This is a genomic window from Pseudomonas floridensis, from assembly GCF_002087235.1.
Taxonomy (GTDB): domain Bacteria; phylum Pseudomonadota; class Gammaproteobacteria; order Pseudomonadales; family Pseudomonadaceae; genus Aquipseudomonas; species Aquipseudomonas floridensis.
The window spans coordinates 26,727-45,611 of sequence record NZ_MUIO01000058.1; the positions used below are offsets into that span (position 1 = coordinate 26,727).

The 18,885-nt window shown below is 60.8% G+C and carries 21 protein-coding genes; 8 read left to right on the forward strand and 13 right to left on the reverse strand.

From position 1 onward, the window contains the following. Positions 1–201 precede the first annotated feature (201 nt). Together BZK31_RS15100 and BZK31_RS15105 are read right to left on the reverse strand one after the other, a co-directional pair. A complete protein-coding gene (locus BZK31_RS15100; RefSeq protein WP_083183760.1) occupies positions 202–810 on the reverse strand; it encodes a TetR/AcrR family transcriptional regulator in 609 nt (202 codons plus the stop codon). A 420-nt stretch (positions 811–1,230) separates the two neighbouring features. Next, positions 1,231–2,151: a LysR family transcriptional regulator gene (locus BZK31_RS15105; RefSeq protein WP_083183761.1), complete on the reverse strand. Its 921-nt coding sequence runs from the start codon at positions 2,149–2,151 to the stop codon at positions 1,231–1,233. A 173-nt stretch (positions 2,152–2,324) separates the two neighbouring features. Between BZK31_RS15105 and BZK31_RS15110 the strand changes: the two genes are divergently transcribed. The 6 genes from BZK31_RS15110 (at position 2,325) to BZK31_RS15135 (ending at position 6,441) form a co-directional block, all read left to right on the forward strand. Next, positions 2,325–2,897: a flavodoxin family protein gene (locus tag BZK31_RS15110; RefSeq protein WP_208617206.1), complete on the forward strand. Its 573-nt coding sequence runs from the start codon at positions 2,325–2,327 to the stop codon at positions 2,895–2,897. Positions 2,898–2,926: 29 nt separating this feature from the next. Then, the gene (locus BZK31_RS15115) at positions 2,927–3,226 is read left to right on the forward strand and encodes a superoxide dismutase (protein ID WP_083183763.1); all 300 of its coding nucleotides are present in this window, start codon (positions 2,927–2,929) and stop codon (positions 3,224–3,226) included. Between the two features lie 71 nt (positions 3,227–3,297). After that, positions 3,298–3,981 (forward strand): type 1 glutamine amidotransferase domain-containing protein, encoded by a 684-nt coding sequence (locus BZK31_RS15120; RefSeq protein WP_083183764.1) that lies wholly within the window; start codon positions 3,298–3,300, stop codon positions 3,979–3,981. 35 nt (positions 3,982–4,016) lie between these two features. Beyond that, complete coding sequence (locus BZK31_RS15125; protein ID WP_083183765.1) at positions 4,017–5,048, forward strand: amidohydrolase family protein; 1,032 nt, start codon at positions 4,017–4,019, stop codon at positions 5,046–5,048. Positions 5,049–5,161: 113 nt separating this feature from the next. Further along, complete coding sequence (locus BZK31_RS15130; protein WP_167377974.1) at positions 5,162–5,653, forward strand: (R)-mandelonitrile lyase; 492 nt, start codon at positions 5,162–5,164, stop codon at positions 5,651–5,653. Further along, a complete protein-coding gene (locus BZK31_RS15135; RefSeq protein WP_083183766.1) occupies positions 5,650–6,441 on the forward strand; it encodes a carboxymuconolactone decarboxylase family protein in 792 nt (263 codons plus the stop codon). Before BZK31_RS15130 ends, BZK31_RS15135 begins: the two co-directional genes overlap by 4 nt. A gap of 8 nt (positions 6,442–6,449) precedes the next feature. On the opposite strand, the gene BZK31_RS15140 is transcribed toward BZK31_RS15135, so the two are convergent. The 5 genes from BZK31_RS15140 to BZK31_RS15160 all read right to left on the reverse strand — a co-directional run bounded on the left by BZK31_RS15140 (position 6,450) and on the right by BZK31_RS15160 (position 12,019). Next, a complete protein-coding gene (locus tag BZK31_RS15140; protein ID WP_083183767.1) occupies positions 6,450–7,364 on the reverse strand; it encodes a LysR family transcriptional regulator in 915 nt (304 codons plus the stop codon). 28 nt (positions 7,365–7,392) lie between these two features. After that, positions 7,393–9,603, reverse strand: a complete 2,211-nt coding sequence (gene paoC, locus BZK31_RS15145) for an aldehyde oxidoreductase molybdenum-binding subunit PaoC (RefSeq protein WP_083183768.1) — start codon at positions 9,601–9,603, stop codon at positions 7,393–7,395. A 63-nt stretch (positions 9,604–9,666) separates the two neighbouring features. Beyond that, on the reverse strand, positions 9,667–10,617 hold the full coding sequence (locus tag BZK31_RS15150) for an FAD binding domain-containing protein (protein ID WP_083183769.1): 951 nt from the start codon (positions 10,615–10,617) through the stop codon (positions 9,667–9,669). Further along, positions 10,614–11,279, reverse strand: coding sequence for an aldehyde dehydrogenase iron-sulfur subunit PaoA (gene paoA / locus BZK31_RS15155; protein WP_083183770.1), 666 nt, complete (start codon positions 11,277–11,279; stop codon positions 10,614–10,616). Before paoA ends, BZK31_RS15150 begins: the two co-directional genes overlap by 4 nt. A gap of 149 nt (positions 11,280–11,428) precedes the next feature. After that, positions 11,429–12,019, reverse strand: coding sequence for a TetR/AcrR family transcriptional regulator (locus BZK31_RS15160; protein ID WP_167377976.1), 591 nt, complete (start codon positions 12,017–12,019; stop codon positions 11,429–11,431). Between the two features lie 96 nt (positions 12,020–12,115). Here BZK31_RS15160 and BZK31_RS15165 point away from each other — a divergent pair, with 96 nt between their 5' ends. After that, positions 12,116–12,868, forward strand: a complete 753-nt coding sequence (locus BZK31_RS15165; RefSeq protein WP_083183771.1) for an SDR family oxidoreductase — start codon at positions 12,116–12,118, stop codon at positions 12,866–12,868. A 95-nt stretch (positions 12,869–12,963) separates the two neighbouring features. Here the strand turns inward: BZK31_RS15165 and BZK31_RS15170 are convergent, their stop codons facing one another. Together BZK31_RS15170 and BZK31_RS15175 are read right to left on the reverse strand one after the other, a co-directional pair. Beyond that, entirely contained in the window at positions 12,964–14,256 is a 1,293-nt protein-coding gene (locus BZK31_RS15170) for a PQQ-dependent sugar dehydrogenase (RefSeq protein ID WP_083183772.1), read from the reverse strand. Then, positions 14,253–14,681, reverse strand: coding sequence for a DUF2231 domain-containing protein (locus tag BZK31_RS15175; RefSeq protein WP_083183773.1), 429 nt, complete (start codon positions 14,679–14,681; stop codon positions 14,253–14,255). Before BZK31_RS15175 ends, BZK31_RS15170 begins: the two co-directional genes overlap by 4 nt. A 289-nt stretch (positions 14,682–14,970) precedes the next feature. On the opposite strand from BZK31_RS15175, the gene BZK31_RS15180 reads away from it, so the two are divergent. Beyond that, entirely contained in the window at positions 14,971–15,549 is a 579-nt protein-coding gene (locus BZK31_RS15180) for a CGNR zinc finger domain-containing protein (RefSeq protein WP_083183774.1), read from the forward strand. A 22-nt stretch (positions 15,550–15,571) separates the two neighbouring features. Here the strand turns inward: BZK31_RS15180 and BZK31_RS15185 are convergent, their stop codons facing one another. The 4 genes from BZK31_RS15185 to BZK31_RS15200 all read right to left on the reverse strand — a co-directional run bounded on the left by BZK31_RS15185 (position 15,572) and on the right by BZK31_RS15200 (position 18,849). After that, entirely contained in the window at positions 15,572–15,943 is a 372-nt protein-coding gene (locus BZK31_RS15185) for a hypothetical protein (RefSeq protein ID WP_083183775.1), read from the reverse strand. Positions 15,944–16,024: 81 nt separating this feature from the next. Continuing rightward, a complete protein-coding gene (locus BZK31_RS15190; protein ID WP_083183776.1) occupies positions 16,025–17,086 on the reverse strand; it encodes an SDR family oxidoreductase in 1,062 nt (353 codons plus the stop codon). Between the two features lie 78 nt (positions 17,087–17,164). Beyond that, positions 17,165–17,314 carry a DUF2256 domain-containing protein gene (locus tag BZK31_RS15195; RefSeq protein ID WP_083183777.1) on the reverse strand — a complete coding sequence of 50 codons (150 nt, stop codon included), beginning with the start codon at positions 17,312–17,314 and terminating at the stop codon, positions 17,165–17,167. Next, positions 17,311–18,849 (reverse strand): cryptochrome/photolyase family protein, encoded by a 1,539-nt coding sequence (locus BZK31_RS15200; RefSeq protein ID WP_083183778.1) that lies wholly within the window; start codon positions 18,847–18,849, stop codon positions 17,311–17,313. Before BZK31_RS15200 ends, BZK31_RS15195 begins: the two co-directional genes overlap by 4 nt. Positions 18,850–18,885: the final 36 nt, after the last annotated feature.

The following is an 18,885-nucleotide window of genomic DNA, read 5'->3' on the forward strand; positions in this document are numbered from 1 at the left end:
GTCCATGAGTGAATGTAGGATCCAATTCAACAACTGCAGCGAAGGAACGCTGCAGCGATCAGGGATGATCGACCATTGCCAGGAGGCTACTGACAGGATGTCGGGATGGTGATGTTCGCAGGAACGACCCGCTTCGGCGGGTTTTTGCGTTTCTCAAGCCGCTGTTTCAGCGCTGGGTGCAAGGCCCGGTCAGGGGTTCGGTCATTTGTCCGGCTCGCAGCCTTTGAGCACTAGCCGCAGGATGGTCCGCGTCGCTGCTTCGTAATCGCTGTCTTCCAGGCTGGCCTTGCCGGTCACCGTCGCAATCTGCCAGTCGAAATCCGCATAGGTCTGGGTCGCGGCCCAGATCGTGAACATCAGATGATGCGGGTCGAGCGGGGCGATCTGGCCGCTGGCGATCCAGGCCTGAATGCATTCGATGTTGTGCCGCGCCTGGCCGTTGAGCTGGGCAATCTGCTCCGGCGTCAGGTGCGGCGCGCCGTGCATGATCTCGCTGGCGAACACTTTCGACGCGAACGGCAGGTCTCGGGAAATCTGGATCTTGGCGCGAATGTAGCGGCTGAGTACTTCGGCGGGCACACCGTCAGGATTGAAGGGCGTGGAAGCGCGCAAAATCGGCTCGATAATGCTTTCCAGCACCTCGCGGTACAGATTTTCCTTGGATTTGAAGTAGTAATAAACGTTGGGCTTGGGGACTCCGGCCTTGGCGGCGATGTCGCTGGTCTTGCTGGCAGCGAAGCCCTTGTCGGCAAATTCCTCGCTGGCGGCGCGCAGGATGAGTTCTTTATTGCGCTCGCGAATGCTGCTCATGACCCGGATATTCCCTTGCCTGCATGGCGGTCGCGCATGGTATCACCGGGCTTGCGGGCGGCTCAATCTCGGGTGATTTTATGAGCTCGCGGTTTCCGGAGAGCGGCTCGCAGTCATTCGGCGCTGCCTGTGAGGGTGACGTTAAATACAGTGATCGACTGCTCTTTACGGCCGCTTACATCGATATGGCAAAAGGCTTACATCGGCAGGCGTCATTGGCGCTTTCTCCATCTTCCTGACAGGGGTAGGATCCAATTCAACAGCTGCAGCGAAGGAACGGTGCAGCGATCAGGGAAGATCGACCATTGCCAGGAGGCTACTGACAGGATGTCGGGATGGTCATGTACGCAAAACGACCCGCTTCGGCGGGTTTTTTGCGTTTCGGTGCAGGCTTTTTACGCGGCTTGCATGAGGCTACTTTCAGCGTGAAAGACCTTCTAGTTTCAGCGTCTCCGGCAACCGTTGAACGAGTGCTTCAAGAATATACGTCAACCGTTTGGGCAGCAGCCGTGTGTCGGGCCACACTATGTGGCATTCCATTTGCGCCGGCGCACAGTCGCTCAGGACTCGCACGATATGGCCGGACTGGAGGCGTTCGCGTACCAGCCAAGACGGCAGCCAGCCGATCCCCATTCCGGCCTCGACCGCATCAGCGATGGTTGCCAGGTCGTTGAGCCTGATACGTGACTCTGGCGTAAGGCTGTGCAATTGACCCTGCTTATCCGGAATCACCCACGGCTGAACGTAGTCGCGTCGGTAGTAAAGCAGTGCGTCATGGCTGGACAGGTCGGCGATGCTCTGGGGCTCGCCGCTCGTTGCCAGGTACTTCGGCGACGCACACAGCAGCTTGTGCTGGACGCCGACGCGCCTGGCCTGCAGGCCTTGCAGCGGGCCCAACGGTCCGAACCGCACGGCCAGGTCGAACCCTTCGGCGATGAGGTCGGTGGGCTGATCGCTGAAGTGCAGGTCCAGCTCCAGTCCAGCGTGCTGTCTGGCGATATCCAGCAAAATCGGCGCTGCGCAATGGCGACCGAACAGGACCGGCATCGTCACTTTCATTCGGCCGACAATTTCGTGCAGTCCTGAATCGAGCAACGAGTGTGCAGTGCGAATCTCTTCCATGGCTCGCATGCAATGCTCGTAATACACCTGACCGTCCTCGGTGAGGCTCTGGGTGCGAGTGGTTCGATGAAAGAGGCGTACGCCAAGCCGCTCTTCGACTCTGGCGATGCCTTTGCCGACTGCCGAACGCGTCAGCGAGAGCTGCTCGGCGGCCCGAGAGAAGCCGCCTGCGTTGACGACCTCAATGAATAACGCAACGCCATCAAGGGGATCTCGCATGCGACGGGCTCCTATTGTCTCTTAAAGTTCTACATAGAGAGGAAAACATATCCTCAATGTCGACTTAAATTCTACTATAAAGTCTGCATATCCGGGTAATGGTTCCCGGCTGGAGACAGTCCGGCACTCGTGCGATGCAGGCGTCTTCCTTCTATGACGTGTCAGAAGGAAAAATCATGCTGGTTTCCATCGTCTATGACAGCGGCTGGGGCCATACCGCCAGGCAGGCCGCGAGCGTTGCCGAAGGCGTTCGCCGTGTTGCGGGTGTCGAGGTACGCCTGATCGCCGTTGCAGAGCAACCGATACCCTGGGAAGTGCTCGAAGCGAGCGACGCCATCATCTTCGGTTCGCCCACCTATAACGGCGCACCCAGCGCTCGCTTCAAGCAGTTCTGTGAGGACTCGACCCAGCGCGTCTGGAACGATTTCAAATGGCGCGACAAACTTGCCGCAGGCTTCACCAATTCCGGCGCGCAGAGCGGCGACAAGCTGCATTCACTGATCTCAATGGCGCTGTTTGCCGCACAGCACGGCATGTTATGGATCGGTCTAGACCTGAAACCGGGCAATGACAGCAGTCAGGGCAGCGAGCAGGACCTCAACCGTCTCGGTAGTTGGTTGGGCGCAATGGCGCAGTCCAATGGTGACCAGGGGCCGGATGAAACCCCCGTCGAGAGTGATCTGCTGACTGCCGCCTGGCTGGGGCAACGCGTGGCCGAAACCCTGGGTCGCTTCAAAGCCGCCTGAATCCGTTTTCTGAACAGTGAGTCTGCGACATGAAACTGCTTTGCCTCGATATTCCGCAACCTGGCGCGACCTTTGAACACTACCAGCCGTACATGCTTGAAGAAGCTCGTCATGCCTGGCAGCTCTACAAAAATGGGATCGTGCGCGATTTTTATTTCCGACAGGATCGCCCTGGCGTCGCACTGATTGCCGAGTGCGAATCGATTGAGGCCGCTCGACAGGCGCTGCGTGAGTTCCCGTTGGCTCAGGCGGGGCTCATCGATTGGGAGATCATCCCGCTCGGACCATTCATGAGCTGGGAAATGCTGTTTGCCCCCGGCAACGCTTGAAAGGCTCGTTCCTTGGGCGGCTTTACTTCAAGGCGTCACCTGTCCTTTTCACGACCCAGGATTTACAGATCATGACCGGACTGAAGCCCGTGCTTTTCGTCGTTACCAGTAACGCAGTCAAAGGCGAGACTGGTCTGCCTACAGGATTCAATCTTGCGGAGGTCACTCATCCGCTGGAAAAGCTGCAGGCCGCAGGCATACGTGTGGAGTTGGCCTCGATCAAGGGCGGTGCCGCACCGCTGGACGGTCTGGAAGACATGAGCGACCCGGTGATTGCCCGTTATTGGGCCGACACCGAATTTCGTCACGCGCTGGCGAACACCCTACTCATCGATGAGGTGGACCCGACGCGGTATTCGGCGATTTTCTTCGCTGGCGGCCATGGCACGATGTGGGATTTTCCTGACAATGCCGCTGTGCAAAAAGCCATCCGCGAGATTGATGCGGCAGGAGGCATCGTTTCAGCGGTGTGTCACGGTCCGGCTGCGCTGATCAATGCACGCGGGGCCGATGGCAGGCTGTTGATTGCTGGCAGGCGTGTCGCAGCGTTTACCGACGATGAAGAAGAGGCCGTGCAGTCGACCGATGTCATGCCATTTTTGTTGGCCACAAAGCTCAGTGCCCTGGGCGCGCTTCATCAGCCTGCCGCCAACTGGGCTGACAACGTGGTGGTGGATGGGCGTCTGATCACTGGTCAGAACCCTCAATCGGCTTCGAGCCTGGGCGAAGCGTTACGAGATGCGCTGCTGGCATGACGCACGGGCTTCCCACAGACGAAAGGAGAGATCGCATGAAACTGATTTGTGTCGAGGAACATGTGCTGGACCCGGACATCGGCCAGGCTACACAAGCGCTGGCGCTGGGCAGCGCGCCTTATCTGGCTGACTGGGGAAGCCGATTCGTCGATGGCAGCCACATCGTCGACCCGGTCCGACCGCACGTGATTGCGCCCGGCGAGTCCGCGCGCAAGGCATTGGACATGGGTAGCGCGCGGCTGGCTGATATGGATGGCGCGGGTATCGACATGCAAGTGCTGTCCTATGGCGGCTTTCCTCAAATGCTGCGCGCAGCCGAGGCGATCGAGCTGTGCCGTGCTGCCAATGACAGGCTTGCAGAGGCGGCGAAGGCGCATTCCGGACGTTTTTCCGGATTTGCCACGCTGCCCTGGCAAGCGCCAGAGGCTGCGGCGCGTGAGCTGGAAAGGGCGGTCAGGGAACTGGGCTTCAAGGGTGCGTTGATCAATGGGCGTCCTGGCGATAACTTTCTGGACAACCTTTGCTACGCCCCGATTCTGGCCGCATTGAATGAGTTGGAGGTGCCGCTTTACGTACATCCCGGTCTGCCGTTATCTGCCGTGCAGCAACCCTATTACGGCGGATTCGAGCGGGAACTGGGTGCGCGTCTCTCGATGTTCGCCTGGGGCTGGCACAACGAGGCAGGCATCCAGGTCGTGCGTATGCTGCTTGCGGGGGTGTTCGATCGCTATCCGCGTCTACAAGTCATCAGTGGACACTGGGGCGAGATGGTGCCGTTCTTCCTGCAGCGCCTGGAGGACTCGATCCCGCAGGAGGTTTCGGGGCTTCAGCGCTCCGTCGTCCAGACGTACCGTGAGCATGTCTACGTCTCGCCGAGCGGCATGCTGACGCTTCCGCATTTTCAGTTCATCCATTCACTGATGGGCACGGAACGCATTCTGTATTCCATCGATTACCCCTACCAAAGTCTGCACGGTGCACGAGCCTTTATCGACGGGCTGCCGATCAGCGACGCAGACAAGGCGTTGATTGCCCACGGCAATGCCGAGAGGCTGCTGCGGCTTTGAGTCGACATCATTAATGAGCGCTGCTCATCGGTTCATGAGACCGCAGGCCGGTAGTCGATCGCCAGATCGTCCACTAACGTGGGTATCGATTCCCCGTTAGCAGGAGCTTACCGATGAGAACACTCGCAGCGTTGTCCACCCTGGCCTCGATCCTGATGTCACCGTTGAGCACACATGCCGCCGATGCATCAAGCGGGGCGGACATGAGTATTGTCCGCAATGGCGAGCAACCGTCGATTACCGGCGCGGCAGCGACATTTGTCGGTGCGGCGCGCATCGACCCGCTGTTTCCGGCTAACGCGCCTTCACGTGTATCCGCCGCCTACGTGACCTTTCAGCCCGGCGCACGATCCATGTGGCACACCCACCCACTGGGGCAGAATCTGGTCGTGACAGCCGGCGCGGGCTGGATACAGCAGGAAGGTGGCGAGAAGCAGGTGATCAAACCGGGCGATGTGATCTGGACCCCACCGGGCGTCAAGCACTGGCACGGCGCTACGTCCACTACCGGCATGACGCACATGGCCATTCAGGAAGCGCAGGACGGCAAGAACGTCGAGTGGCTGGAAGCCGTCACGGACGCGCAATACGAGGCTGCCCGATGAGGGCCGGCAAGCTGGCGCTGTCGACCTTGGCAGCGCTGTTGACGGCATGTGCCATCACAGAAAAAGGACCCACGACCATGAAGTTACCTCCCGTTCCCACGCCCGACGACGCGCGCGCCGTTTCGCCGGCCTTGGCGCACAACACTGATTCACTGCTGCTGGGCGAAGTGTGGAAGCGTCCCGGCCTGTCGCCACGCGACAGAAGTCTGGTCACGCTGGCAGTGTTGATCGCTCGCGGTCAGACGGTAGAGATGGCATACCACTTCAATCGGGCGCTGGACAATGGCGTTACCCCGCTCGAACTGTCCGAGACGATCAATCATCTGGCCTATTACGCAGGCTGGGGGAACGCTACGGCGACGCTTCTGATCGCCCGTGATGTGTTCGCCGCACGCGGCATCTCCGCCGAGCAACTCGCGCCGGTGTCCATGGTTCCATTGCCGCTTGACGAGGCCGCCGAGCAGGCACGTGTCGCTAATGTCGACAAGAACGTAGGTCCCGTGGCACCCGGTCTGGTGGAATACACCACCAGGGCGCTGTTCCGCGATCTGTGGCTGCGACCGGGTCTGGCACCGCGTGATCGCAGCCTGATCACGGTCAGTTCACTGGTGGCCAGCGGACAGGTTGCGCAGGTCACCTATCACCTCAATCGCGCCATGGACAACGGCTTGACGCAGAGTGAAGCGTCCGAAATGCTCACGCAGTTGGCGTTCTACGCGGGCTGGCCCAATGCATTTTCGGCGGTGCCGGTGTTCAAGGAGGTGTTCGAAAAACGCCAGGCCGGTTGAGCGCAGCGTCAGGGCAGGGCGCCCATGGGTTCGAGTTCGCGAATCAGGTCGATGAGCAAACGCAGCCCGACGGGCACCTGCCTGAAGCTTGAGTAATAGGCATGAAACCCCGGATCGGTGTGCGTCCAGTCCTCCAGCACGCGGTGCAATGTCCCGGCTGCGAGATAGGGCGCGACGATGGCGGCCGGTACGTACATTAACCCCGCGCCCCGAGTCACCAGCGCCACACCGATGCGTGTTTCATCAATCGTGACGGTGCCGGGCACTTCGATTTCCAGTGCCTGACCCTCCTTCATGAATTGCCAGTCATAGAGACGCGCATTGCCCAGGCGAATGCGCAGGCAGCGGTGCTGTTTCAGGTCGGCGGGATGGGTCGGCGTGCCGAAGCGTTTCAGGTATTCGGCTGTGCCAACCACTGCCCAAGCGATGTCCGGCGACAGGCGCTGAGCGATCATGTCCTCGGGAACGGTTCCGCCGAACCGGATGCCTGCGTCATGACCATCGCCGATCACGTCGACCATTTTGTTGGTCACGGTCAGGTCCACTTCAATGTCTGGGTAGCGCTCGATGAAAACCGGCAGGACAGGCCCCAGCAGCAATTCCGCGCCGTCGCTCAAGACGTTCAGGCGAATGCGCCCGGCCGGCTCGTCACGCAGACGATTCAATGCCTCCAGTGCCTGGCCGATGTCGTGGACCGGTGCGCTGATCAGGGCTTGCAACTCTTCTCCGGCCACGGTCAGGGTCACGCTGCGCGTTGTCCGGTTCAGCAACCGCACCCCGAGGCGCGCCTCCAGCCCTTTCATGGCGTGGCTGAGGGCCGACGCGCTGATCCCGACGTCCAGGCCTGCACGGCTGAAACTCTGGTGGCGCGCAATGGCGAGAAAATAAATGATGTCTGCCAGATTCGCGCGGCTGAGGTGCATCAATGATTCCTTGAATAGCGGCCGGGCATCAGACCGGATCCGGCAAGTGATCGATGAGTTTGTCCAGCGTGATCGGATAATCCCGGACCCTGATGCCCGTCGCGTTGTAAATGGCGTTGGCAATCGCCGCCGCTGCACCGGAAATGCCCAGTTCGCCAACGCCCTTGGCTTTCAATGGCGTTGCGTAGGCGTCCACTTCATCGAGAAAGATCACGTCCTGATGCGGGATGTCGGCATGCACCGGCACTTCATAGCCTGCCAGGTCGTGATTGACGAAGAATCCCAGACGATGGTCCACGACCATTTCCTCCATCAGCGCGGCACCGGCGCCCATGGTCATTCCGCCGATGATCTGGCTGCGGGCAGTCTTGGGGTTCAGAATTCTGCCTGCTGCGCACACGGCCAACTGACGGCGAATCCGTATTTCACCGGTCGCCGCGTTGACACCGACCTCGACGAAGTGAGCCCCGAAGGTCTGCTGGGCATAGTCCTTGGCCAGACTGCCGTACTCCATGAAGTCCTCGGCCTGAAGCTCGCCATTCGCAGCCGCTTGAGCCAGTGGCAGGCGTTTGCCACTGTCCACGACCTGGCCATCGACGAAGTCGGCTTTCTGCGGATCGAACCCGAGTGTGCGGGCTACGATTTCGCGAAGCTTCACGCAGGCGGCATACACCCCGGCGGTTGAAGACGCTGCGCCCCACTGACCGCCCGAGCCCGAGGACTCAGGGAATCTGGAGTCGCCCAAGTGCACGACGACGCGTTCCAGGTTTACGCCCATCATTTCAGCCGCCGTCTGCGCAATGATGGTGTAGGTGCCGGTTCCGATGTCGGTCATATCGGTCTCGACTGTGACGATACCGTGCCGATCAAGGCGAACGCGGGCGGCGGATTTTGTCGTCGGCGCGCCCCGAATGGCAGCCGCTACGCCAATACCGATCAGCCAGCCATCCTGCAATGCCTTGCCCGGAACGGGGTTGCGTTTGCTCCAGCCGAAGCGCTCGGCGCCGGTGTTCAGGCATTCCACGAGTTGCCGTTTTGAAAACGGCCGCGTGGGTTGCTCCGGATCGACCTGAGTGTCATTCATGACACGCAATTTCACCGGGTCGATGCCAATTTTCTCGGCCAGTTCGTCCATGGCAATTTCCAGCGCCATCATGCCGGGTGCTTCGCCCGGTGCACGCATGGCGCTGCCTTCGGCCAGGTCCAGAACGGACAGGTTCAGACGGGTCATCCGGTTGGCTCCGGCGTACAGCCCGCGGGTCGAGGCGGTTGCCGCTTCCGGCCTGCCGCCTGGCAGGTTGCCGGACCAGCTTTCGTGGCCTATCGCCGTGATGGTGCCGTTTTTATCCGCGCCGATGCGGATCCGCTGGAGGGTCGCCGGTCGGTGGGTCAGGTTGTTGAACATCAACGGGCGGGGCAGAGCGATCTTGACCGGACGTCCGGCCTCGCGTGCGGCCAGCGACGCCAGCACGGCGTCACACAGAATGGTGCCTTTGCCGCCAACCCCACCGCCGATGTACGGCGATATCAGATGAATGTCCTGCTTGCGAATGTCCAGGGTTTTCGCCAGGTCGCGCACGCCCCAGTTGATCTGCTGGATGGAGGTCCAGAGCGTCAGCTTATTGCCGTTCCACTGGGCGATGGTCGCGTGGGGCTCCATCATCGCGTGGGCGTGATCGGGCGTGGTGTAGCGTTCATCGAGCCGGACCGCGGCGGCCTTGAATGCACCGTCGAAATCTCCGACGCTGGTCTGCGGCGGCGGTCCGAAACCGGCTGGCGGCGGTGGTTTGGCCGATTCAAGAGTGGCCGCCAGTTCGAACGAGCCAGGCTCACGAACGTAATACACCCGAAGCAATGCGGAGGCTGCGCGGGCCTGTTCAAAGGTTTGCGCGACGACGACTGCGACCGCCTGATGGTAATGATCCACCTGAGGTCCGGCCAGGGCGCGGTCCACGTAAAACTCGCCGCGGTCGAGCTTGCCAGCGTTTTCGTGGGTGACGATGGCGATCACGCCCGAGGCCTTTCTCGCCTCGCTGGCATCGATCGACGAAATCCGCCCTTTGCCAATCGCAGCGCCGAGCACATAACCGTACGCAGGGTTGGTGACGGCGGCGTTCTGTTCGTAGGCGTAAGTCGCCGTGCCGGTGGTTTTCAGCTTGCCGTCGATGCGATCTGCGGGCTGACCGATCACCTTGAGCTGATCAATGGGGTTGGTGCTGGCAGGCGTGTCGAATTTCATGCTGTGGTTTCCTGATCGAACGGACTGACGTCGGCAGCGCCTGACAGGCGGCTGCGCGAGGGATCACGCAGAGGCTTGAGCCAGTGCCAGTTTGAGGGTGCGTTCCGCCAGTTTTACCTTGAAGGCGTTATGCGGCGTCGGCTGCGCATTGGCCAGCAGGCGGGCGGCGACGGCGTTCGCGCCCTGAGGCATCAGTGCGTCGGCTTCCGGGCTGCGCCACGGCGTGTAGGCCACACCGCCCAAGGCGATTTGTCCGGTCTTGTCCGGCTGTACGATTGCCGCGACCGAGATCAGGGCAAATGCGTAGGACGCGCGGTCGCGAACCTTGTAGTAAAGCTGTTTGCCGCCGACGGGAGGAGGCAGGGTCACGGCAGTGATCAGCTCCCCCGGCATCAGGGTGTTTTCCAGATGCGGCGTGTCGCCCGGTGCCTTGTAGAGTGCTTCGACAGGAAAGCTGCGAACCCGGCCATCTGCCCCCAGGGTTTCCACCGCCGCGCCCAGCACGCGCATGCCGACCGCCATGTCGCTCGGGTGGCTGGCGATACAGGACGCGCTGACGCCAATGATCGCCTGCTGGCGACTGGCGCCACCCAGCGCCGCACAGCCGGCACCGGGACGACGTTTGTTGCATGGCTGGTTGGTGTCGTAGAAGTAGGCGCAGCGCGTGCGTTGCAGCAGGTTGCCCGCCGTCGTTGCCTTGTTGCGCAACTGGCCTGAAGCGCCAGCGAGCAAGGCGCGGGACAGCACGCCATAGTCACGGCGCACCTCAGGTGCGGCGGCCAGGTCGGTGTTGCGCACCAGTGCGCCAATCCTCAGGCCACCGTCGTCGGTTCTACTGATCTTGTCGAAGGCCAGGCCATTCACGTCGATCAGGTGCTGCGGCGTCTCGATTTCCAGTTTCATCAGGTCGAGCAGGTTGGTCCCGCCTGCAATGAACCTCGCGCCGGGATGGTTCGCCGCTGCTGCAACAGCCTGTTCGGGTGAACTCACGCGTTCATAGGTGAATGACTTCATACCGACTCTCCGGCGACGTCCTGAATCGCCTCGATGATGTTGGAGTAGGCCCCGCAGCGGCAGATGTTGCCGCTCATGCGCTCGCGCAGCTCTTCGGCGGAGGCGCTTGACGCAGTGCTCAGGTCCTCGGTGACATGGCTGGGGATGCCTGCCTTTATTTCATCGAGCATGGCCACCGCCGAACAGATCTGGCCGGGTGTGCAGTAGCCGCATTGATAGCCGTCATGCTTGACGAAGGCCGCTTGCATCGGATGAAGGCGGTCGGGCGTGCCCAGGCCTTCGATGGTGGTGAGGGTATCGCCTTCATGCATGACGGCCAGTGTCAGGCAGGCATTGATCCGTCGTCCTTCGACAATGACCGTGCACGCTCCGCATTGCCCATGGTCGCAGCCTTTCTTGGTGCCGGTCAGGTGCAGGCGTTCGCGCAGAACATCCAGAAGCGTGGTGCGATTGTCGACGTCCAGGCTGTAACGTCGGCCATTGAGCGTGAACGAAACATGGCTGCTGGCAGGCGCTTCAGCAGCGCCTGTCGTTGCGTCGCCGGATGCCTGCGCAAACTCGGTGGAGGCCAGAGCCGCAGTGACGGCCGATCCTGCCGTGCCAATCAGAACTTGTCGCCGAGACAGCCTGAGCCCGTCTGCGGCTGGGGTTCGAGGGTTCATCAACATCTCCTTATCACGCATCTTCGGGTGCAGCCACCTTCTTGGCAGGGTTGAAACGCTGCCCATGCAGAGACATGAGGCTATGTGATTGAACGGCGGTTGATAATGCGGTTATTCAGGATGTACTTGTGAGCTGCGCTCATGAGTGCTCATTCTTCGTGGTTATCAAGACTACGAGGACTGCCCGCGCACAGGCCGCTCATGACCAGGTCCATCAATCGAGCCAGGCGCGAGCGCCATTCGGATTGCGAGTCGATCTGCCAGATTCCGGCAATCGCCAGGAAGAAATCATCGATGGTGACACCCGCGCGAATCGTGCCGGCGTTTTCGTTGGCCCTCAGGAGAAGCTCCGCTGCATCGCGGACCGGCGCATAGCCCGACTTTCCCGGAAATTCCCGGGTGGCAGCCGCCTGGCGTATGGCGGCAGCAAGCCCCGCCTTGGCCATCGCGTACTCGGCCAGGCTGTTCATCCAGTCGCGCAGCGCCCGCTCGGGGGGGCGGTCAGCGAGATACTGTTCCGCCAGCGACGCCACCTGCTGCATTTCGAACTGATAGACCTCAAACACCAAGTCTTCCCGGTTCGCGAAATGCCGATAGAAGGTGCCTTGTCCCACGGCGGCTTTCTTCGCGATCACGCTCAGGGCGACTGCAGGGTCGCGGGTCAGCTCGGCCACGGCGACTTTGAGGATCCGTTCCCGGTTTTTTTTCGCGTCGGCGCGCATCGCTCCATCGTCACTCATGAACAGGAATCTTCCTTTTGCGTTGCAAAGCGGACAACTGTCCGGTAGTTTGCTGAAGCGGACATGTGTCCGCTTCAAGGTCTATCGGAGTTTACTATGAACGGCTCTGGCAACACGATTCTGGTCACCGGCAGTACGTCCGGTATTGGCCTTGGGCTGGCGCTTCGGCTCCACGCGGCGGGCAACAAGGTGATTGTCGCCGGGCGACGCAAAGCGCTGCTCGACAGCATCACATCGGAGCATCCCGGCATCGATTCGGTGCTGCTCGACGTGAGCGATCCTCAGTCCATTCAGCAGGCCAGCGATGCGCTGGCGAGCAGTCACCCGGACCTCAACGTGCTGATCAACAGCGCAGGCATCATGCAGTGGGAGGACCTCACCGACCCTGCCGGTCTGGATACTGCCGAAGACATCGTGACTACCAACCTGCTCGGTACAATCCGCATGGTGTATGCGTTGACGCCCCGGTTACTTAAACAACCCCAGGCGACCATCATCAACGTCAGCTCGGCGCTGGCCTTCGTGCCACTGCCAGCAACGCCGACCTACAGCGCCACAAAGGCAGCCGTCCATTCGTTCACGCAAAGCCTGCGCGTGCAACTGGCCGATTCGTCGGTAGAAGTCATCGAACTGGCGCCGCCAGGCGTTCGTACCTCGTTGCTCGGTCAGGAAAATGACGAGCGCGCGATGCCGCTGGAGGCGTTTCTGGACGAAATATTCGGTCTGCTGGAGATCAAGCCGACGCCTTCCGAGCTTGTCGTCGAGCGCGCCAAGGGGCTGCGGTTTGCCGAAGCGAATGGCACTCACGAGGATGTGCTGAATATGCTCGCGGGCATCAAGCCACATTGATCTGAATGAAGGGCGGCGGGACGGGGCGATGAGCGAAGCGTTGCTTCGGGCCGCCTGGATTCAGGCGGCCCGAAGACTTGCCGAAGATTTGAAGGTTACTGGTTACGCGTCACTCGCCAGACGGTGTTGGCCAGGTCGTCCGCAATGATCAGCGCGCCTTTCGGGTCTACCGTCACGCCGACCGGGCGGCCACGGGTCTTGCCGTCGTCGCCACGGAAGCCCGTTGCGAAGTCCAGCGGTTCGCCTGAAGGCTTGCCGTTGCTGAACGGCACGAAGATCACCTTGTAGCCGACCGGATTGTCGCGGTTCCAGCTGCCGTGCTCACCGACGAACACACCCTCTGCGAACTTCTCGCCCATTTCCGGAATGGAGAAGTCCACGCCCAGTGCTGCAACGTGCGAGCCGAGGCTGTAATCCGGCTTGATCGCGGCAGCGACTTTTTCCGGCTTCTGCGGTTGCGCGCGGGTATCGACGTTCTGACCCCAGTAGCTGTAAGGCCAGCCGTAGAATCCGCCTTCTTTCACCGAACTCAGATAATCGGGAACCAGATCCGGCCCCAGTTCGTCGCGTTCGTTGACCACCGCCCACAATTGCCCGGAATCGGGCTGAATAGTGAGCGCTGTCGGGTTGCGTATGCCGGTGGCGTAAGGCTTGTGAGCCCCGGTCGCAGCGTCGATCTGCCACACTTCGGCGCGATTGATCTCGACTTCCATGCCACGTTCGCCCACGTTGCTGTTCGAACCGATCCCCACGTACAGGTAACGACCGTCAGGACTGACCGTCAACGCCTTGGTCCAGTGGTGGTTAATGGCAGCGGGCAGATCGGCAACCTTGGTCGGCGCGCCACTGGCCTGAGTCTGGCCGTCCTGATAATCGAAGCGCACCAGCGCGTCCTGGTTGGCCACGTACAGTTTGCCGTCGGCGAACGCCAGGCCGTAAGGCGCATTGAGGTTTTCCGCGAAGACGGTCTTGGTTTCGTACGTGCCATCACCGTCAGCGTCGCGCAGCAGCGTCAGACGGTTGCCGCCTTTGACCTTGGTGTTGCCCTCGGCCTTGATCACGCTGGCGATCACATCCTTGGGTTTGAGCTTGGCAGCGCTGCCGCCACGGCCTTCGGCCACGATGATGTCACCGTTGGGGAGCACCAGCGTCTGGCGTGGGATGCGCAGTTCAGTCGCGATGGCGGTGATCTTGAATCCTTCAGGCACTGTGGGTTTCTGATCGCCCCAGGCGACCGGCTCGGCGATTTTCATGCTCGGCAGCAGACCGCGTTGCGGTTCTGGCAGTTTCGGGTCCGGACCGCGTGACTGGGTGCTGTCCGGTTCCCCGCCGCATGCACTCAGCAGCAGCGCCATGCTCAAGGCTGTCAATGCGATTTGAGGTCTCATTGCTCGTCTCCCGAACGCAGGTTGGTCAGTCCGAGCCATGCGGCAACGATTGCCAGCAGGGTCACGATGACTGAAAGCACCAGGCCCGAAGGCATGACGGCCCAGGCATCCTTGGCGTGTTCGAACGCGTTGACCAGACCCAGCACCCAAGTGATCAACAAGAGCAAGAAATACGCGACCGGGCGTCCAGCCTTGTGGTCGGCGCGAACCAGATTGACCAGTGCGAACAGCAGCGCAAAACCGCAGAACACCAGCGCCCCGGCGATCAGCCAGGCGGCGAAGTTAGCCCACTGGATCTGAAAGGTCTGGTAGTAGGCGATGTCACTGAGCAATGCGCCGAGAAACAGCGGCACGGTCCCGGCCAGCAGGATCGCGTGAAGCGGGCCTGGTGTCCTTCGGTAAGCGGGATGGGCGGTAACGGTCATAGCGGCTCCTTATCGTTCGGCGATTCCCGGTCAGCGCACGGCACGAATTTACCGGCCGCCGGGGTCGCGTTGACTGCGCATAGGAAAGGATCGTGCCGCCAAAGCGTAAGTTCAGTGAGTTTTCATGTCGAAATGTGTGGAAGGATTACAGCTGCCTGCACCAGCGTCAGCCGCGTCCCAGAGCGGTTCGTTGCAAGTCGGGGCGCTCATGCTCTGATACGATTGGTTTTGTAACTGATAAGGGTGTTTTTATCGGTTACTATGGGCGCCAGGATTTCTGGAGTACCTCATGACAGCCCACGATGTGAATCTCTCTCTCCCGGCACCGATGCTGCTGGCCGACCACCCGGCACTCGACCTGCTCAATACGCAGATGATGATCGATGGCCAGCGGCGTGATTTACTCACCAGCCCTGAGGCGGCAACCCGCTGGCTGGAGCAGGTCGGTCTGGGAGAAGGTGCAAGCGGCGCCCGGCTGCTCGACGAGTTGCGCGATCTGCGTGGCTGCATCGAACAACTGATTCAGGCGCGTCTGGAAAATCGGGTCGCCGACCCCGGCAAGCTGAATGGCTTTCTGCGGCGGGCGGTTGCGCAGCTGGTTTGGGAGCCGTCCAAGGCACCGGTTCTGGATCGCTTCTGTCAGCCGGACGCGACGGATCGATTGCTGGGCGAAATCGCCTTTGCCGCCGCGCAATTGCTGGCCGAAGGCGATTTGAGTCTGGTGCGTAAATGCGAGAGCCATGAGTGTTCGCTCATGTTTTACGACCGAACCAAGTCGCACAAACGGCGCTGGTGCAGCATGGCGCTGTGCGGCAATCGTCACAAGGTGGCTGAGTTTCGCAAGCGCAAACAGCAAGCAGGTCACTGAATCGGAGCGGTGGAGGGCATGTTCAGCGCGCGCAGATCGAGCCTGCGATGGCATCCAGCTCGCGATCATAACTGGCACGTTCTCCCGCACTGAGAAAACCCTGCGCTTTCACGAAGCCCGCACTGTCGGAGCGGATTTTTTCGATGCGCTCGTACATCTGGTCAGCCTGCTTCTGCGGCAGATGGCCGGCTCGATACAAGCTTCCGATCTCCGCCTGCAGAATGCTGGCTCGCGTGGAGATGTGCGCCTCGTTCCTGTCGGTGAGAGTGCCACCGGGCCGGCCTTCCAGCGCACGCTGCTCGACCAGGTTGCAACTGGACAAATTTTGTTGAGTATCAGCCGCGACAGCACCGAGGCTTAGCGTGGCGAAGGCAGCGGTGATGAGAAATTTCATGCGGTTTCCTTTTGTGGATGGGCATCCTGTTGAGGGGCACCGGCCAGACACTCCCGGCCGATGCTGATCAAGGGCGATGGGTTAAGGAATCAGACGCTCACGACGCAGTTTTTCGAATACCTCAAAGAACGCATCATCACTGGCCTTGAACGCAGTGAAGCCCAGTTTGCGGCTTTTCGACATGTCCGTGACGACCTCGATAGGGCGACCCAGATCGGCATCGGTGTGCCACGGCGAGATCAGACGATTGATGTCGCTTTCCTTGAGCTGATGCTTGCCGACGATGTCGGTCCAGGCTTTCTGGTCGTTGGCCATCTGCTCTTCCAGCGGAGCGGGCTGCTCGGGGAAGTCGGCTGCCTGCAGGCCGAAGTAGTCGGCGATCTGGCCCCACATCCAGCTCCAGCGGAACACGTCGCCGTTGGTGATATTGAACGCCTGATTGGCCGCTGCGGGCGTAGTCGCGGCCCACAACTGTTGTTGGGCGAGCTGCCGGGCATCGGTCATGTCGGTCAGGCTGTCCCACTGCACACGTGAGCGGGGGAACACGAACGGACGGCCAGTGGCCTTGCAGATCGGGGCGTACACCGCCAGCGTGGTGGCCATGTTCATTGCATTGCCGACCGCCACACCCGTTACGGTGTGCGGACGGTGCACGCTCCAGGTGAAGCCGTCCTTGTCAGATGCGGCGAACACTTCATCTTCCTGCGCGTAATAGAAGTTCTCGATGTCCAGGCGCGGTTGGGATTCCCGGAATGGCGTCTGCGGCAGCGTGCCTTTGCCATAGGCTTCGAACGGGCCGAGGTAATGTTTAAGGCCGGTCACCAGCGCCACATGCTGCACGCTCTTGGCGGGGCGAACCGCGTCGAGCACGTTGCGCACCATGGCGGCATTGACACGGATGTTTTCTGCTTCATTGGCCTGGCGCGACCAGGTGGTGATGAACACGTGCGTCGGCTTCAGATCGGCCAGCGCCGCGTTGAGTGACGCTGGATCCTGAAGATCGGCAGCGACAGGGATCACGCCGGGCACGGAGGACGGGCTACGGGAGAGGGCGGCTACCTGCCAGTTATTTTCCAGCAATAACCGGGTGATTGCGCTGCCAACAATGCCACTTGCGCCAACAACCAGGGCGGTCTGGGTCATGGGTTTCTCCTGTGAGTGAGTGAACAGTCATGCAGGTTCAGAACCCACTTTGTACCAGGCGGTTCAATCTGATCGGCATCAGTTTGTCGATGAGGAGCCGGCTTTATGTCGCCGGCAGCGCTCCGAGCAATAACGAACCTCGTCCCAGCAGCGCGCCCACTTTTTGCGCCAGGTGAACGGCAGGCCGCAGACCGCGCAGGTCTTGACGGGAAGCTCGCTCTTTTTCAAATTGACTCTCCGGCATCCAGTCTGGCGAGCAAGGTCTGGCCTCGATCCCACAGCGCATCGAGTTTGGCATCGCTCATACGGTCGAGGTTTTTGTAGACCATGCCCAAGCGCTGATTGCCGCGCAGCAGGTCGCCATGGCGCATCAGGAAATGCCAGTACAGTGCGTTGAACGGGCAGGCGTCTTGCGTGGTGCTTTCACTGACTTTATAGGCACAGTCGCGGCAATAATCCGACATGCGCTTGATGTACTGGCCGCTGGCGCAGTACGGTTTTGAGCCCAGATAACCGCCATCGGCGTGCATGACCATGCCCAGGGTGTTGGGCAATTCGACCCAGTCGAAGGCGTCCATGTAGATCGCCAGATACCACTCGCAGATTTCGGTCGGCGCGATGCCTGCGAGCAGGGCGAAGTTGCCAGTCACCATCAGCCGCTGAATATGGTGCGCGTACGCGTATTCCAGACTCTGGCCGATGGCCTGACGCATGCAGTTCATCTTTGTGTCACCGGTCCAGTAGAACTCGGGAAGCGCGCGAGTGTTGCCGAACAGGTTGCCGCTGGCGTACTCGGGCATTCTTAACCAGTACACGCCGTGTACGTATTCGCGCCAGCCGATCAACTGGCGAATGAAGCCTTCGGCGGCGTTGAGGGCAATGCGACCTGACCAGTAGGCGGCCTCGACGTCGCTGCACAGCTGACGCACATCCAGCAGACCGATATTCAGCGCAGCGCTGATGCGGGCGTGGAACAGGAACGGCTCATTGCTGGCCATCGCGTCCTGATAATCGCCAAAGCCGGCCAGGCCAAAATCCAGAAAATATGCCCAGAGCGCCTGCGCATCGGCGTGGGTCACCGGGTAGTCGAAGGTGTCCAGCGTGCCGTAGTGATGGGAAAAACGCGCCTTTACCAACGTGATCACTGCTTGAGTGATCACGTCGCTGGGGAAGCGAATGGGGTAAGGCGCGTTGACGCCCTTGGGCAGCGCCTTGCGGTTTTCGGCATCGAAATTCCAAGCGCCTCCCACCGGCGTGCCATCGCCGTTGAGCAACAACCCGCTTTTGCGACGCATCTCCCGGTAAAAGAACTCCATGCGCAACTGCTTCTTGCCTTGTGCCCAGGACGAGAACTCATTGCGAGCGCACAGAAACCGGCTATCGGCATGCCACCGGATTGGCAGTCCACTGTCCCTGAGCGACTGTTCCAGTCGCCAGTCGCCGCACTCAGTCAGGTGCAACTCATCAGGCTGCAATCTGGATTGCCAGCGTTGCAGTTCGCCCGGTACCGATCCGCTGTTTTCAGGATCGTCCAGCGTGACGTACTGCACCCGGAATCCGCGCTGGCGCAATGCTTCGGCGAAATGGCGCATCGCGCTGAAGATCAACGTGATCTTTTGTGGATGATGCCGCACATGGCTGGCTTCTTCCATTACCTCGGCCAGCAGCACCGTGTCGCGCTCGGCATCCAGATCGTGCAGCGAAGCCAGCTCGAAAGACAGCTGGTCGCCGAGGACCAGGCATAAGCGACGGTGTGCGTTCATTCAGGCAAAATCCAGGGCAGGGAAAGGGTGGCGAAG